At 43.9% G+C, this 16,317-nt stretch carries 13 protein-coding genes; 9 read left to right on the forward strand and 4 right to left on the reverse strand.

Annotated features, from left to right (window positions below):
• Positions 1-11 precede the first annotated feature (11 nt).
• Positions 12-668 carry a GDYXXLXY domain-containing protein gene (locus tag V7K84_RS00685; protein WP_334835434.1) on the reverse strand — a complete coding sequence of 219 codons (657 nt, stop codon included), beginning with the start codon at positions 666-668 and terminating at the stop codon, positions 12-14.
• A gap of 175 nt (positions 669-843) precedes the next feature.
• Positions 844-2,292, reverse strand: coding sequence for a DUF2157 domain-containing protein (locus V7K84_RS00690; protein ID WP_334835435.1), 1,449 nt, complete (start codon positions 2,290-2,292; stop codon positions 844-846).
• Positions 2,293-2,770: 478 nt separating this feature from the next.
• Between V7K84_RS00690 and clpB the strand changes: the two genes are divergently transcribed.
• Positions 2,771-5,389, forward strand: a complete 2,619-nt coding sequence (clpB, locus tag V7K84_RS00695) for an ATP-dependent chaperone ClpB (protein ID WP_334835437.1) — start codon at positions 2,771-2,773, stop codon at positions 5,387-5,389.
• A 104-nt stretch (positions 5,390-5,493) separates the two neighbouring features.
• On the opposite strand, the gene V7K84_RS00700 is transcribed toward clpB, so the two are convergent.
• Positions 5,494-6,051, reverse strand: a complete 558-nt coding sequence (locus V7K84_RS00700; protein ID WP_322667343.1) for an SRPBCC family protein — start codon at positions 6,049-6,051, stop codon at positions 5,494-5,496.
• Between the two features lie 421 nt (positions 6,052-6,472).
• Here V7K84_RS00700 and V7K84_RS00705 point away from each other — a divergent pair, with 421 nt between their 5' ends.
• The 5 genes from V7K84_RS00705 to lpxD all read left to right on the forward strand — a co-directional run bounded on the left by V7K84_RS00705 (position 6,473) and on the right by lpxD (position 10,722).
• A complete protein-coding gene (locus tag V7K84_RS00705; RefSeq protein WP_292729343.1) occupies positions 6,473-6,667 on the forward strand; it encodes a hypothetical protein in 195 nt (64 codons plus the stop codon).
• A 92-nt stretch (positions 6,668-6,759) separates the two neighbouring features.
• Positions 6,760-6,924: a rubredoxin gene (gene rd, locus V7K84_RS00710; RefSeq protein WP_094349178.1), complete on the forward strand. Its 165-nt coding sequence runs from the start codon at positions 6,760-6,762 to the stop codon at positions 6,922-6,924.
• A 51-nt stretch (positions 6,925-6,975) separates the two neighbouring features.
• Positions 6,976-8,217 (forward strand): NAD(P)/FAD-dependent oxidoreductase, encoded by a 1,242-nt coding sequence (locus V7K84_RS00715; RefSeq protein ID WP_334835956.1) that lies wholly within the window; start codon positions 6,976-6,978, stop codon positions 8,215-8,217.
• A gap of 236 nt (positions 8,218-8,453) precedes the next feature.
• Positions 8,454-9,536: a hypothetical protein gene (locus tag V7K84_RS00720; RefSeq protein ID WP_334835442.1), complete on the forward strand. Its 1,083-nt coding sequence runs from the start codon at positions 8,454-8,456 to the stop codon at positions 9,534-9,536.
• A 133-nt stretch (positions 9,537-9,669) separates the two neighbouring features.
• On the forward strand, positions 9,670-10,722 hold the full coding sequence (gene lpxD, locus V7K84_RS00725; protein WP_334835445.1) for a UDP-3-O-(3-hydroxymyristoyl)glucosamine N-acyltransferase: 1,053 nt from the start codon (positions 9,670-9,672) through the stop codon (positions 10,720-10,722).
• Between the two features lie 132 nt (positions 10,723-10,854).
• On the opposite strand, the gene V7K84_RS00730 is transcribed toward lpxD, so the two are convergent.
• On the reverse strand, positions 10,855-11,760 hold the full coding sequence (locus V7K84_RS00730) for a CoB--CoM heterodisulfide reductase iron-sulfur subunit B family protein (RefSeq protein ID WP_334835448.1): 906 nt from the start codon (positions 11,758-11,760) through the stop codon (positions 10,855-10,857).
• A 423-nt stretch (positions 11,761-12,183) separates the two neighbouring features.
• Here V7K84_RS00730 and acpP point away from each other — a divergent pair, with 423 nt between their 5' ends.
• The 3 genes from acpP (at position 12,184) to tkt (ending at position 16,275) form a co-directional block, all read left to right on the forward strand.
• Entirely contained in the window at positions 12,184-12,438 is a 255-nt protein-coding gene (gene acpP, locus V7K84_RS00735) for an acyl carrier protein (protein WP_094349173.1), read from the forward strand.
• A gap of 235 nt (positions 12,439-12,673) precedes the next feature.
• Positions 12,674-13,924, forward strand: a complete 1,251-nt coding sequence (fabF, locus tag V7K84_RS00740; protein WP_334835450.1) for a beta-ketoacyl-ACP synthase II — start codon at positions 12,674-12,676, stop codon at positions 13,922-13,924.
• Positions 13,925-14,247: 323 nt separating this feature from the next.
• The gene (gene tkt, locus V7K84_RS00745) at positions 14,248-16,275 is read left to right on the forward strand and encodes a transketolase (protein ID WP_334835452.1); all 2,028 of its coding nucleotides are present in this window, start codon (positions 14,248-14,250) and stop codon (positions 16,273-16,275) included.
• Positions 16,276-16,317 lie beyond the last annotated feature (42 nt).

Genomic DNA, 16,317 nt, shown 5'->3' on the forward strand with positions numbered 1-16,317 from the left:
ACTGCTGAGAATTAAAAATGATATTTGCGATCGCGTACCCACATATTTATAGGTATAGCTTTACCTTGTGCATTCACTTTCACTTCCACTACTATCGGTTGCGGCTGTCCTGGTTTGATCGATCGGGCTTTAGAGATATCGTTGTTAATCTCGTTCCGTTGATCCTCTGGGATGTAGTAAGTTTCTAAGCCATAAGTAATCGAATTATAGCCACTATATTGACCTTTTAAGGCTATCTGATTTGCAGCTAGGGAAGTTGGGAGTTGTCCACTTACGCGCACAGGTTTCCAAGCTTGAGGAATTCCACCAGAGGATTTTTGCTCTTCCAAAATTATATACAAGTTGGTTCCCTGCGCCAAAGGCTCGCCTCGTTTGTCGGTAACAGGATTTTGCTTCACCAAATCTCCCCAACCAGGAAGTTTTTTTAAATTATCTATGCGAGAAATTTGATAATTTAGCGTCACAGAGTAACCGCGCAGCAAATCGTAAGGATCTACAGGCAGAGTTTGCAAAATAGCTGTTTTACCTGTAACAAGTGTGTAAACTGATTGGGCTGGTACTGCCAAGATGATCGCTGTTTGAATTAGCAGGGGAACTACAAACCGCCAAACATCTATAGGCTTTTCTGAAGGTTCATTTTGCAAAGGTAATGCTTGATTAGTTTCCATAGGGGATAATCCGAAAAATGAGTTTTAAGTATTGAACGATCGGCTTTTTTGAATTCATAAATTTATTACACAAATTTTGCATAAAAATGCACTTGATATTTATTAAACGAACCGCCAAAGATGCAAAGGAATATATGGTTCAAGTAATTAGTGCTTTTTTTACAGAGATTTTGTATTATGACCGATTCTCATCAGAAGTTGGTAAAACTGGTAAAGACAACAAATAACGTTCAAACCACAATCCGGCAAAAATTACAGCGACACCGCACAAAACAAAAACTAAAGATTTGAAGAGTAAAGCGGTGTCGTATTCTAGTGTTCGGCTGATAATTTGTAGTGTTAATAATACTAGTCCACCCCAAAAAGCGCGTCGTTGTCCTAACTCCAGCGCTTCCCGAATTAGTTCAAACCCTAATACTGCTAGAAGGACATTAAAAGCAAATATGGGAATGGCTGGAATCGGAGTGATAGCTTGATGAACGAAGATTAATAAAGCAGTTATGACAATCAAGCTGCCAATAAATATTGTCTTGAAATCTATTCCTTGGCGTTCCATGTTGCTTGTTGGTCGTAGCAAATGCCACCATTGCCACAGAGCTAAAACTGTGAAAATTACCACATCAATAAAGGGTAGAGAAGTTGCTAAGTGACTCTTTTGAAATTCAGTGTAATAACCAACAGATGGATCTGACCATAACCAACGGAAAGACAGGTAGTAAAACGTGATGCTGAAAAACACCCTAGCTAAAGTCCTAGCAAAGGGCTGAAATAGCCTGGAAGAAACTCGCCAAAATAGTAAGTCATCATAACTCCACAATAATGCTGGGGGGAGGGCAAAGGCGGCTATAGCAATCCAAGGTGGAGCATCTCTATATGTCAGAACTTGCAGCGACTGGAGATGAAATTGCCAGGATGTAACAAATGCGATCGCCGCAATTCTGAAAATCCAACGGGAACGACACCAGTAAGCTAAAGGTACAAACACTACACCTAAGAGTAGGGGCAGATGTTGTATTACCAGCCGCGCCCATGTCAGCTGATTTTGTGCAAAATACCCATCAAATAATCCTATCGAATACCCGATTAGCACTAGAATCAGGGCAAGCATCCCCAAGGAAGTCAAGCGCAGACCGTAAGCCATTAGTAAAACAGCCAACCCCCAAATTAAGAACAGTTCGTAACTTGAACCGCTAATATGGAACATTTGCGCCAATAGCGCTATATTTGCGCCTATCGTCAACGCACTTAAAAGTAGCAAGCCTTCTCCGAAGACCTGTTGGCGGCGTTTTCGGCTTCTTGGGGAAATATTATTGCTTGCAGGTTGTCTCCACAAAATAAAACCAGCAATATTAGTTATCAGGAATAAACTTAACAGTAGCGTTAACTTGGCTTCTCTATTCAAAGCTTGCCAGTTGGCAGCTACAAAAGTAATTACACCTAAGCCTAACAATGTTGCACCCACAGCGATCAAGATAAAAACGAAGCGATCGCGAGCGGCAGTTTCTAGATTATTAAATTGATACTTTTGTGCGAGTATTTGGTAAAAATCGGCATCAATAAGTCCTTCATCCTGCCATAGTTGCGCTTCTTGACGCAACTGGCGGCGAAAATTATCAAGTAACATGATTCTCTCCGAGGCTGTAAGCAAATGGAATGTGAGACGAGAACTATGCTCGTTATGTCAATGAAGCTAATTATACTTACAGTCTCGCTTGACTGTTTTACGCAATAGCAATATGGGCGTGAAAGTAAAGATGGGCTTGACACCATTTAAGGCGATCGCCTAGTTCATTGCCTTAAACATTTCACGACTGCCTAGAAAGTACAAATAAGGAATTTTTTTTCCAAGAGCGGTAATACTACTCTATAAAGATGTAAAGACCGATCCAGCTAGTCGCCTTTATGTTTTTACAATGACGATATCAGAACAAAACTGATTCTTGTTCTGTATGCGACGGACACTTCGCCCAAAAAGTGTTCCCCCAAAGTTCTGATATCTGAAGACAAGCTGCCGTCCGGGCGATTAGATCGGAAGTCGGCACTCAGACAACTCTGGGCAGCATTGTCTCATGGTTGGGCGTTTACGTTCCTCAAAAAAGCCTATGCAACCAACTAATCCAAATCAATTTACAGAAAAAGCCTGGGAAGCGATCGCCCATACCCCAGATATTGTTAAACAATATCAACAACAGCAAATTGAAAGCGAACACCTGATGAAAGCGCTGCTAGAACAAGATGGTCTAGCAATTGGGATTCTCACAAAAGCAGGTGTTAACCTCCAAAAACTGCGCGATCGGACTGAACAATTTTTTCAACGTCAGCCGAAAGTATCAGGTAATAGTACCTCAGTATACTTAGGACGCAGCTTAGATACACTTCTAGATCGAGCAGACGGATATCGCAAAGAGTTTGAAGACGAATATATTTCAATTGAACACTTATTGCTGGCTTACGCTAAAGATGATCGTTTTGGCAAAGGTTTATTCCAAGAATTTGGTTTAGACGAAGGCAAGCTAAAAAATATTATTAAACAAATTCGTGGGAGTCAAAAAGTGACCGACCAAAATCCAGAAGGCAAATACGAAGCACTGGAAAAATACGGGCGTGACCTTACAGAAGCCGCGCGTAAAGGTCAACTCGATCCAGTGATTGGGCGGGATGATGAAATTCGTCGGACTGTGCAAATTCTCTCTCGCCGCACTAAGAATAACCCTGTGCTAATTGGTGAACCAGGTGTTGGTAAAACTGCGATCGCTGAAGGATTAGCACAGCGGATTATTGCAGGTGATGTACCTCAATCCCTCAAAGACCGCAAGCTAATCGCTTTAGATATGGGTGCTTTGATTGCAGGGGCAAAATTCCGGGGTGAATTTGAAGAACGCCTGAAAGCAGTATTAAAAGAAGTTACTGAATCTGGCGGCAATATTGTTTTATTTATTGATGAAATTCACACCGTTGTCGGCGCTGGTGCAACCCAAGGCGCGATGGATGCTGGTAACTTATTAAAACCGATGTTGGCGCGGGGCGAATTGCGTTGTATTGGGGCGACAACCCTGGATGAATACCGCAAATACATCGAAAAAGATGCTGCATTAGAAAGACGGTTCCAACAGGTTTATGTCGATCAGCCTAGTGTAGAAGATAGTATTTCGATTTTGCGCGGGTTGAGAGAACGCTATGAAAACCACCACGGGGTGAAGATTTCTGATAGTGCTTTAGTTGCCGCAGCCGTATTGTCGAGTCGATATATTAGCGATCGCTTCTTACCAGATAAGGCAATTGACTTGGTAGACGAAGCCGCCGCGAGATTAAAAATGGAGATTACCTCCAAACCAGAAGAACTCGACGAAATCGATCGCAAGATTCTGCAATTGGAAATGGAGAAGCTTTCGCTGCAAAAAGAAAGCGATGCCGCTTCTCGCGAACGTTTAGGAAGACTGGAAAAAGAAATTGCCGATCTCAAAGAAGAACAAAAAACCCTGAATACTCAATGGCAGTCTGAAAAAGATATCATTGACAAAATTCAGTCTGTTAAAAAAGAGATTGAACGGGTCAACTTAGAGATTCAGCAAGCAGAACGCGACTACGACCTTAACCGGGCTGCGGAGTTGAAATACGGTAATTTAACCAGTTTGCATCGTCAATTGGAAGCAGTAGAAGCTGAATTGGCAAGCACTCAAAGAAGTGGGAAATCACTATTACGAGAAGAAGTCACAGAAGCTGATATTGCCGAAATTATTTCTAAATGGACGGGAATTCCGATCAGTAAGTTGGTGGAATCTGAGAAAGAAAAACTGTTGCATTTAGAAGATGAACTGCACCGCCGCGTAGTTGGACAAGAAGAAGCAGTCACAGCTGTAGCCGATGCAATTCAGCGATCGCGCGCTGGATTAGCCGATCCTAATCGTCCCATCGCTAGCTTTGTTTTCCTTGGGCCGACAGGTGTGGGTAAAACTGAGTTGGCGAAAGCGCTGGCGGCGTATATGTTCGATAGCGAAGATGCGTTGGTGCGAATCGATATGTCTGAGTACATGGAGAAACACGCCGTTTCTCGCTTAATTGGTGCGCCTCCAGGATACGTGGGTTATGAAGAAGGCGGACAACTTACAGAAGCGATTCGCCGTCGTCCTTACTCAGTGATTCTCTTCGACGAAATCGAGAAAGCACACCCCGATGTCTTCAATATCTTCTTGCAAATTCTTGATGATGGTCGCGTCACTGATGCCCAAGGTCATAAGGTGGACTTCAAAAACGCTATTATCATCATGACCAGCAACATCGGTTCGCAGTACATTCTTGATATCGCCGGAGATAACAGCCACTACGACGAAATGCGCCGTCGAGTCATGGAAGCAATGCGAAATAGCTTCCGTCCAGAGTTCCTGAACCGGATTGATGAAATCATCATCTTCCACGGTTTAGATAAGAAGGAATTGCGGCATATTGTGCTATTGCAAGTGGAAAGATTGCGGCAAAGATTGAGCGATCGCAAAATATCTCTCAAACTATCGGATTCTGCCCTTGACTTTTTAGCAGAAGTAGGGTATGACCCAGTATATGGGGCGCGTCCACTGAAGCGGGCGATTCAGCGAGAGTTAGAAACTCAAATTGCTAAATCCATCTTGCGCGGCGAATTCAACGACGGCAACACCATCTTTGTAGATGTGCAAAATGAAAGGTTGTCGTTTAGCCGTTTACCAGTTGAAGTATTTACCGGATAATTACACCTGATAAATCACACACAAAAACCCGTTTTCTAACAGAGAGCGGGTTTTTGAATTATTTATAGGTAAAGTGAAAATCCAATTAACAACGTCTGAATTTTTTATTGAGTCTTACACATAACTTGTCGCATTTTACGCATATTTGCAGGCAACTCTAAATTCATCGCTTGTTGAATAAAAATAGATGGAATCGGAATTAGAGGTGTCGCTTGCACAGTATAAGCAAGTATTGTGCCATTACCACAATCTTGTAGTTCTAAATTGGCGTTAAAGTCCTCAAAAGTCCCATTTACCATGCGAAATTGGATTTGCTGCCCCAGTACTTCTACAACATTGAGGTAAATTTCCACTTGAGCCGTAAAAAAGAAGAAGGCTTTTTGTGCTGCTTGATACAGACGTTTGACTTCACCTTTATGTACTACCTCACTCTTGGTGATATCAGGAAAATATTGCACCCAGCGGGGATAATCAGTTAATTGCTGCCAAACGTGCGATCGCACCATCGGCAAATACATCCAGGCTGTCACTGCGCCACCCGATAGCTTGTGCGATCGCGTTTCTAGCAGAATTTCACCCTGTACCAGCAACTTTTGCTTGTCTTGACTCCAAGCCATATCTGAACCTGCAATAATTGAATCTGATATATAAGACGCAGACATAATGATTAAGTTACTCCTCAACTCATCCACCTAAATAGAGTTGAAACTACAAGCCATAAAACTTGATTTAGATCCAACCCATTATTAAATTAGTTCCAGTTTAATACTTATCTTTTCCGGAAAGGATGATTTTTTGCTCATCATTTCAGTTACTTTACTGTAAAAACTGTGTTTCTTATCACAATTAACATAATTAATACTTCAGTGAGTTTTGTCAAAGTAATACTTGTAGATGAAAAATTGTGTTGTTAACAGCTAGAATGGCACAAACACGATTTAACATCAAGTACCTTACCCTAAAGTTTGGATAGTATCTCTCGTTTTTACGTGTTATTTCTGATGAACCTATAACTTCATCGTAACTTCATATTTTAATTATCAATATCAAGTGTAATGTCTGTTGAGTTGAGAGGAAAATTAAGTGAATCAATCTTCTTTAAATCGTAGATTAATCCAGATTTTTGGTACACTTCTCGGCATTAGCGTTGCCGTCTGGGTACTGAGAGGTATTGGTATTCTCACTTTTATCCCAGGTGGAATTATTTGGCTACTCCTACTTGGGGCGATCGCGATCGGAATTATCAGTTACGCCCAAAGGACATGGTGGCGTTTTTAGTCATTTGTCATTTGTCATTTGTCATTTGTCAACTGATTGCCAAAAGTATTTAATAGGGAAGCAATGCCAACAATTTACGAGGGGAAAGGAACATGGCAAAGTATAAATGTACTGTTTGTGGCTATATATATGACCCAGCAGAAGGCGATCCAGATAGCGACATAGCACCGGGAACAGCCTTTGAAGATATCCCAGAAGATTGGTCATGTCCAACTTGCGGTGCGACAAAAGCCGACTTTGAACCTGATGAAGAGTGAAAATAACAGCTAGCCTAGAAAGTAGGTGCTGTAAAAGAGACATTTTTGAAATTGTTACCGTTACAAATTGTAGTTATTGGGGGTGGGGCAGCAGGATTTTTTGGCGCGATCGCTTGTGCTAAAGCCAATCCTGATGCCCAAGTTACTTTACTCGAAGCTAGTCGTCAACCCCTAGCGAAAGTGCTAATTTCTGGTGGCGGACGCTGCAACGTGACTCACGCTTGCTTTGAACCGGAGGAGTTAGTGCAAAATTACCCCAGAGGTGCAAAAGCTTTGCGGGGTGCTTTGACTCGGTTTGGGCCTCAAGATACAGTAGCTTGGTTTGCTGCTGGTGGAGTCTATCTGAAAACGGAAGCTGATGGCCGGATGTTTCCTGTCACCAATACTTCAGAAACCATTGTGGAATGTCTAATTAAAGCGGTGGCGAAATCTGGGGTAAAACTCCGCATCGGTACGCATGTAACTTCGGTGAAACAAACCGCAGCAGACGGGGGGTTTGATATTTTTCTGAAGTCGGGAGAGATAATTAAATGCGATCGCCTACTTTTGGCGACCGGTAGCAGCCTTGCGGGTTATAAAATTGTCCGAGAGTTAGGTCATCAAATTGAACCGCCAGTACCCTCGTTATTTACCTTCAACATTCTCGATCAAAAGTTGCGGGAATTGGCGGGAGTTAGCGTTAACCCTGCTCAATTGCGCTTATCTGCGGGCGGAAAATCCCAATTACAACAAACTGGGCCATTACTAATTACCCACTGGGGTTTGAGTGGCCCGGCTGTTTTGAAGCTTTCTGCTTGGGGTGCGAGAGTTCTGCACGAAAGCAGCTATCAAGCCACATTATTGATTAATTGGTTGCCTAATTTGCACCAAGAACAAGTGCGAGAAAAAGTTTTAGCAGTTAAGGATGAATGGGGAAAGAAAGCGATCGCATTGCATCGCGGCGTCGATCTACCCCATCGTCTCTGGCAATATATCATTGCTCGTGCAGGCGTTACCACAGAAGACCGTTGGGCAGAAATATCTAGTAAAACCTTAAATCAACTGGTGCAAGAACTTACTCAGGGACAATACTTAATCAACGGTAAAGGAGCCTTCAAAGAAGAATTTGTTACCTGTGGCGGTGTCAAGCTCAAAGAAGTCAACTTCAAGACGATGGAAAGTCGGTTAGTTCCTGGTCTTTATTTTGCTGGAGAAATCTTAGATATTGATGGCGTTACCGGTGGGTTTAACTTCCAAAGTGCTTGGACAACCGGTTATTTAGCAGGTGTGGCAATGGCGACTAGCCACGAATAGTCTGCCGATCCAAAATTGATGGATTTGGAGTGACACAAAGACGCGGAGATTTTTCTCCGTGTTAACCCGAACCCATTTACCAGTTCTTTAGGAACAGCGATCGCTACTTAATTATATTTACTTATCAAAATTCTTATTAATCCTCCAGCATTTCCCACCTTGCCACTCTATATTCACACCAGCCACTCTAGAGAAGACAAACTTTTCCGGGTGTATTATTTTTTCATAAAAAATATATGAATACTGATAAAAATGCTGCGTCTGAAATTACGTTGCAGGGAAGCCAGTATATGCTGCATGGCTTTCCAGTGCTTGGTATTCCTGATGAGGAGCGGGCTGTAAAATATTTCAGCTTGAATCCATTTCTACCAAATGTCCAGAACCGTTGCCCGATTGAATGTGCCTATTGTGTCTGCCATCAAGACCGTGACTGGCATCATTATCCACAAAACTTTCAGGATGTCTCATCTCCAGTTGACCTGCTCGATCTTTTGCTAGACTACATTTTTGCTACCCAGGAGGGACAAAAGGGCTTTCCAATTTCACTGTGCGATTACTCTGACCCTTTTATTCCAGCCCATCGAGAACGCGTACTATCAATTCTGGATGCACTGATTGACCGCAAAGCTGCCAACATGGTCTACATAACTACCAAAGTCCATCCTGGCCAATCTTTTCTAGAACGCCTCAAAACAACTCTAGAGCGACCTCATTCACTTCGAGTCACTGTCTTTGTTAGTCTACCACCCTTGAAACCAGGCTATGAGCAAGCCTCAATTCAGAGTCGGGTACAGTTGCTGCAAGATTTAGTAAACCTTGGCATACCCTGTTGTTGGTATCTGCGTCCACTGGTTGAAGAGTGGTTTGATGAAGCCTTAATGTGGCAATTAGCACGGACATTATTGCCTCATGTTTCCCGTCACGTTATTCTATCTGGGCTTGTGATGTCTGAAGAGATTGAAGCGAGTCTGTTAAAACAGGAATTAATCGTTCCAGAATGGGATCGTACACAACCAGGACGTAAGCAATACTTGTCATTGGAGTTTGAGTCCAAAGTGCGCTCAATTCTCAGTACTGTTGCTAGCGAGCAAAATATTTCTCTCGGCCCGGTGATGGGACATCGGCTATGCGGTACTAACGGCAATCATGCCTATGGCTGCTTGATTTGCGCCAAACAAAACCGTTATTGCCAGCTTTTTCAACTTCATCACTATGGTGAAACGATCGCTGCCGAAGATAATCAACGCCTCAAGACGCTACTGAGACAAGATTCAGTGAAAGTAAGCTCACGAGAGCCATCAACAGAAGAATGTCAGTAAAGTAATCCAACCTGAAGCGAAGCTAGGAACAGTCTGATTGTTTTATCACTACGCATCTACAAAATTATTCTATTGGAGCATAAAGAGGGAAAATTATCTTGCAATTGTAGATCAATTTTGAACACACCCAACAATGAAATTCAGCGAAATCCTCCGTCAATTTGGTGACGCGGCCACCAATCATAGCCTGACTAGTAACCCAGACCAAGACCCAGAAATTACAGGGGTAGCAGCCATTGATGAAGCTAGCAACGGTACGATCGGTTACATAGAAAGTGCAAAATTTAAATCTTTTGTCGGCAATACCAATGCTAGTGCTTTAATTTTGCCCCAGGACGAAAAATTACAGGCGCTTGCACAAGAGAGGGGTATTGTCTGGCTAGCAACCCCAGATCCGCGATTATTGTTTGCCAAAGCGATCGCCCTTTTTTATCAACCATATCGCCCTACCCCAGAAATTCATCCCACCGCTGTGATTCACTCCACCGCAAAAGTTGGTAGTGATGTTTATATTGGCCCCCATGCTGTGATTCAACAAGGAGTAGAAATTGGTGATGGTGCAATCATTCATCCCAATGTGGTAATTTATCCAGATGTCAAAATAGGCGATCGCACCACCTTACACGCCAACTGTACCATCCACGAACGCACCCGCATCGGTGCAGATTGCGTCATTCACAGTGGTGCTGTTATTGGTGCAGAAGGCTTTGGTTTTGTTCCCACCCGTACTGGTTGGTTCAAAATGGAACAATCAGGCAATACAGTCTTAGAAGATGGTGTAGAAGTTGGCTGTAACACTGGCATTGACCGCCCAGCAGTGGGAGAAACACGGGTAGGTCGAAATACAGTAATTGATAGCTTAGTGCAAATAGGTCATGGTTGCCAAATCGGTTCTGGTTGTGCGATCGCAGGTCAGGTTGGCATGGCCGGAGGTGTTAAACTGGGAAATCGCGTTATTCTAGCTGGACAAACAGGAATAGTCAATCAAGTGAAGATGGGAGATGGGTCGATGACATCTGCTCAAACTGGAATTCACAACGATGTTGCACCAGGAGAAATTGTCTGCGGAACCCCAGCCCTTCCTTACAAACTATATCTCAAGGTATCTGCTGTTTATGGCCGCCTGCCAGATATGTATCAATCGCTAAAACAATTGCAACGTAAATTCAAAAATAGCAATGAATAAGCTGAAAGTTATCTAAACTACATAACCAAATTCAAAATAACTCTTGTGGGGCGTGAATCTTGCACGTCCCATTCTGTATTCTTATTCAAAAAGGTTTTGTTCAAGGGACTTAAGCCCCTTGTACTCCATAAACTAAAATCCTAATTTTTCCAACACTGGCTGTGTGGAAACAATGTGACGGTCTAAACCGAGTTCTTTTGGACTAACGCCAAGTGCCAAAGCAATCAACTGGGGTAAATGTAACACTGGTAAACCTAACTTCTGTTCAATCACTTTTTCTACCTCTGGCTGACGCGAATCTAAATTTAAGTGGCACAGAGGACAAGGTGTAACTATACAGTCAGCACCAGATGCTAAAGCGTCCTGAATATGCATCCCCGCCATCTTAAAAGATTGGGTAGTGGCATAACTAGAAAGCGGCCAACCACAACATTGTGTCCGCCCTCGGTAATAAATTGGTGTTGCACCCACCGCCCGAAACATATTTTCCATCGCTTCCGGTTGGAAAGGGTCGTCATAAGGCATAGATTTTTGGGCGCGGAGGAGATAACAGCCATAAAAAGCCGCACATTTTAATCCAGTTAACTTTCGGGTGACACGTTTGGTAATTTCCTCTAAACCGTAATCTGTTACTAAGGCGTAAAGAAGATGTTTAACGTCAGTACTGCCGCGATAAGGCGAACAGCCTTCTTTATTTAGCAAGCCATTAACCTGTTCAATGTAAACAGGGTTAGTTGTTTGGCATTCCTTCAGGTGTTCGTTTACATGACCGATAACACCTTGACAAGTACTGCAATGGGTAAGTAAGGGCAAATTTAATTCTTCTGCTAGGGCAATATTTCTGGCGTTGACTGTGTCTTCTAGCAGTTGCGAATCTTCTTTAAATGTGCCTGAACCGCAGCAAGCAGCTTTTTTAAGTTCAACTAGTTCAATACCCAATGCTTTGGTAAGCGCTTGAGTTGATTGGTAAAGTTCTCGACAGGCCCCTTGAGCAACACAACCGGGGAAGTAAGCGTATTTCAGTGTCTGAGGTAGCATAGAAGTATGTTTGGGTTAGAGCGATCGCTCTAAACAATAACTGTTTTATCATTCCCTTGTTAGCACTAAAGTTCTGATGTTTGACGTTTAGCTACCCTTTAAGCGTTTAGGTTAAAGGGTCGCGGCATCTACATATTCTTAACTGCTAGCAAGGCTGTAAATACCGATCGAGACATTGTAAAAAATTTTAGCAATAATTGGAAAACCAAAGCATTTACACGGTATTGGCGATGGCGTAGCACGCTCTACTGCTCAAGTGTTTCTAGAAAAGTTACCCCATTTATTTTAAAAATGGCAGAGGTTTTCTAGCAGAAAAACCCTTGGAAGTATGCGGGCGATCGCGCTTGACGATAAGATGTATATGCTCAAAACAATGTCTCCTCTAAAGAGCAGATCGTAGCAAGTGGTTAAGGACTTTTATTTATGAGCCAAGCGGAACTTTTTGAAAAGGTCAAGAAAATCGTTATCGAACAACTGAGTGTTGATCCCCCAGATAAAGTCACACCACAAGCCAAGTTTATGGAAGACCTGGGAGCAGATTCTCTCGATACCGTTGAGTTGGTGATGGCTTTGGAAGAAGAATTTGATATCGAAATTCCCGACGAAGCTGCCGAGCAGATTACATCCGTTCAAGACGCAGTAGATTACATCAATAACAAAGTTACCGCCTCAGCTTAACTGGGGATTGGAATTGGGGATTGGGATTGGGGAGATTTTTCTCTAATATCTAGCCACTCTTCGCGTGACGCTGCTAATGTCGCTAATGCTGACGTTAACGACAGTCACTTGAAGTCAGCAAATCCGATGCCAGTCGCTCGTAAAGGAAACCTTTAAGACCGCGCTGGCTCACCAGTACCTAGTCGCTAACCTCAAATTTTTTGCCTGCTGCTTTTTCGCCATTTTTAACTGAATCATGACAGATCATACACGTAAACGCGTTGTTGTAACTGGTGTTGGCGCGATTACACCTATAGGTAATACAGCAACAGAATATTGGAATGGATTATTGAGTGGACGCAATGGCATTGACTACATCACATTATTTGATGCGTCTCGCCATGACTGCCGGATTGCTGGTGAGGTAAAAAACTTCGATCCGCATGATTACTTGGAGCGCAAAGAGGCCAAGCGCATGGATCGATTTTCCCAATTTGGGGTTGCGGCAGCAAAACAGGCTCTAGCTAACTCGGAGTTAGCGATCAATGACCTGAATGCAGAACAGGTAGGTGTGATGATCGGTTCTGGGGTTGGTGGCATTAAGGTATTAGAAGACCAGCAAACTATCTACCTCAACCGTGGCCCCGATCGCTGTAGTCCATTCATGATTCCGATGATGATCGCCAATATGGCCGCAGGATTAACGGCAATCCATACAGGTGCTAAAGGGCCAAACTCTTGTCCTGTAACTGCCTGTGCCGCTGGTTCTAACGCCATTGGAGATGCTTTTCGCTTAATTCAAGGGGGATACGCCCAGGCGATGATTTGCGGGGGAACGGAGTCAGCTGTCACACCATTGTCGATAGCTGGGTTCGCCGCCTGCAAAGCACTCTCTTTTAACAATGATGACCCGGCTCATGCTTGCCGTCCCTTTGACCGCGATCGCAACGGATTTGTCTTGGGTGAAGGTTCAGGAATTTTAATTCTCGAAGAACTGCAACACGCCCTAAGTCGCGGCGCTCACATTTATGCCGAAATGATCGGTTATGGCATGACCTGTGATGCCTACCACATTACCTCTCCCGTACCCGGTGGACTCGGAGCCGCTAGAGCGATCGAACTAGCGCTCAAAGATGCTGGCATAACTCCCGAACAAATTAGCTATATTAATGCCCACGGCACTAGTACCCCAGCTAATGATTCAACTGAAACCTCAGCAATCAAAAAAGCCTTGGGAGAACACGCCTATAAGGTGGCAATTAGCTCCACCAAATCGATGACAGGTCATTTATTGGGCGGTTCTGGAGGGATTGAAGCAGTCGCAACAGTACTAGCGATCGCTAATGACCAAATTCCACCGACAATCAACCTGGAAAATCCCGATCCAGAGTGTGACTTAGATTACGTGCCTCACTCTAGCCGCGCTCAAAAAGTCGAGATAGCAATATCCAATTCTTTTGGGTTTGGCGGTCACAATGTCACACTGGCCTTTAAAAAATACGTTTAAAAGAAGGCAGGAGGCAGATGGTCACTGAGCGTAGTCGAAGTGAGGCAGAATTCAGAATTTAGTAATTTAATCCGACTCTGCTCGTTTGCCCAATGCCCCATGCCCAATGCCCCATGCCCAAAGTATCAGAAATATCATTCCGATATAATTTAAGCGTTCAGCATGACCCAATTATCAGCTTGATTTATCACCAGAAACTCAGGAGATCCCGCTTGTCCATCGACAAGCGGGAGTGGGATGATGAGGATACTGTGGGGAATCTAAAATAACCCCAGCAAAAGAAGCTACGAAGAGTGCTAACCCGTCGTTAAAAACAAGAGATTATGACTGTTGCAACCCAATCCGCCAAAGAATTGTCCGTCGAAGAACTGGCTATTAACTCGATCCGCTTCTTGGCTATTGATGCCGTAGAAAAAGCTAAATCGGGACACCCAGGACTACCAATGGGTGCGGCTCCGATGGCTTTTGTCCTCTGGGATCGCTTTTTGAAGTTTAATCCCAAGAATCCCAAATGGTTTAATCGCGATCGCTTTGTCTTATCTGCCGGTCATGGCTCGATGTTGCAGTACGCCCTGCTTTACTTGACAGGCTACGACAGTGTAAGCATTGAAGATATCAAGCAATTCCGTCAATGGGAATCGAAAACCCCTGGACACCCCGAAAACTTCATGACCCCAGGCGTGGAAGTCACCACTGGCCCATTAGGTCAAGGAATTGCCAATGGAGTCGGTTTAGCGATCGCCGAAGCGCACCTTGCCGCTAAATTTAACAAACCCGATACCAAGATTGTTGACCATTACACCTACGTAATTGTAGGTGACGGTTGCAACATGGAAGGAATTTCCGGTGAAGCTTGTTCTTTTGCAGGACACTTGGGATTAGGCAAACTCATCGCTCTGTATGACGACAACCACATTTCCATCGACGGTTCCACAGATGTGGCATTCACCGAAGATGTTTCCAAGCGGTTTGAAGCTTACGGTTGGCACGTTCAACACGTCGAAGATGGCAATACCGATTTAGAAGCGATCGCTAAAGCAATTGAAGCGGCTAAAGCTGTCACCGATAAGCCATCTTTCATCAAAGTAACAACCATTATTGGTTACGGTTCCCCCAATAAAGCAAACACTGCTGGCGTTCACGGTGCTGCCCTTGGTGGAGACGAAATAGCATTAACTCGGAAAAATTTGGGTTGGGAATACGAGCCTTTCGTAATACCCGAAGAAGCCCTCAACCACACACGCAAAGCAGTTGAGCGCGGCGCAAGCTACGAAACCGAATGGAACAAAACCTTTGCGGACTACAAAGCTAAGTATGCCCAAGAAGCGGCTGAATTTGAACGCTACCTAAGCGGCAAGCTACCCGACGGTTGGGATAAGGTACTACCCACCTACACCCCAGAAGATAAAGGAATACCCACCCGCAAACACTCAGAAAACTGCCTCAACAAACTAGCGGCAGTTCTACCTGAATTGATTGGTGGTTCTGCTGACTTAACCCACTCCAACTTGACCGAAATCAAGGGTAAGGGCGACTTCCAAAAAGGACACTACGAAAACCCTAACATCCACTTTGGTGTGCGGGAACATGCTATGGGCGCAATCTGTAATGGTATAGCCCTGCACACTTCAGGATTAATCCCCTACGGTGCTACCTTCTTGATCTTCACAGATTACATGCGTGCTGCCATCCGCTTATCCGCCCTTTCCCAAGCTGGTTCGATTTGGGTGATGACTCACGATTCCATTGGACAAGGTGAAGATGGGCCAACACACCAACCCATTGAAACTCTAGCTTCCTTGCGAGCTATTCCTAATTTATTAGTGTTTCGTCCCGCAGACGGTAACGAAACGTCTGGCGCTTATAAAATAGCGATTGAAAAAGCGAAGCAAAACGCTCCATCTCTATTGGCGTTCACCCGTCAAAACGTTCCCAACTTGGCTGGTACATCGGTTGAGGGCGTAGCAAAGGGTGGATACACCGTGGTGGATAGCGAAGGTACACCCGATATCATCCTGATTGGTACTGGTTCAGAATTGAGCCTCGCCGTTGGCGCAGCCGAAAAACTTAAGGCTGAAGGCAAGAAAGTTCGTGTTGTTTCGCTACCTTCATGGGAACTGTTTGAAGCACAGGATGCGGCTTATAAAGAGTCCATTCTGCCAAAAGCTGTCACCAAGCGTTTGTCTGTAGAAGCTGCCGCTAGTTTCGGTTGGCACAAATACGTGGGTACTGAAGGCGATACTGTTAGTATCGATCGCTTTGGTGCTTCGGCTCCAGGCGGTGTTTGTTTAGAGAAGTTTGGTTTTAGCGTTGATAATGTATTAGCTAAGGCTAAACAATTGTTGGGTTAATAGCAACAGAATATTCTCAAAATATTGTGGGTGGGCTGAAAG

The sequence above is a fragment of the Nostoc sp. genome (assembly GCF_036917315.1).
Taxonomy (GTDB): domain Bacteria; phylum Cyanobacteriota; class Cyanobacteriia; order Cyanobacteriales; family Nostocaceae; genus Nostoc.

Bases quoted from the DNA above. Each gene is read 5' to 3' on its own strand.
- rd (WP_094349178.1), top strand. From the start codon at position 6,760: ATGGCAAAGTATAAATGTACTGTTTGTGGCTATATATATGACCCAGCA.
- acpP (WP_094349173.1), top strand. From the start codon at position 12,184: ATGAGCCAAGCGGAACTTTTTGAAAAGGTCAAGAAAATCGTTATCGAA.
- V7K84_RS00690 (WP_334835435.1), bottom strand. From the start codon at position 2,292: ATGTTACTTGATAATTTTCGCCGCCAGTTGCGTCAAGAAGCGCAACTA.
- V7K84_RS00720 (WP_334835442.1), top strand. From the start codon at position 8,454: ATGAATACTGATAAAAATGCTGCGTCTGAAATTACGTTGCAGGGAAGC.
- V7K84_RS00730 (WP_334835448.1), bottom strand. From the start codon at position 11,760: ATGCTACCTCAGACACTGAAATACGCTTACTTCCCCGGTTGTGTTGCT.
- lpxD (WP_334835445.1), top strand. From the start codon at position 9,670: ATGAAATTCAGCGAAATCCTCCGTCAATTTGGTGACGCGGCCACCAAT.
- fabF (WP_334835450.1), top strand. From the start codon at position 12,674: ATGACAGATCATACACGTAAACGCGTTGTTGTAACTGGTGTTGGCGCG.
- clpB (WP_334835437.1), top strand. From the start codon at position 2,771: ATGCAACCAACTAATCCAAATCAATTTACAGAAAAAGCCTGGGAAGCG.
- V7K84_RS00700 (WP_322667343.1), bottom strand. From the start codon at position 6,051: ATGTCTGCGTCTTATATATCAGATTCAATTATTGCAGGTTCAGATATG.
- V7K84_RS00685 (WP_334835434.1), bottom strand. From the start codon at position 668: ATGGAAACTAATCAAGCATTACCTTTGCAAAATGAACCTTCAGAAAAG.
- tkt (WP_334835452.1), top strand. From the start codon at position 14,248: ATGACTGTTGCAACCCAATCCGCCAAAGAATTGTCCGTCGAAGAACTG.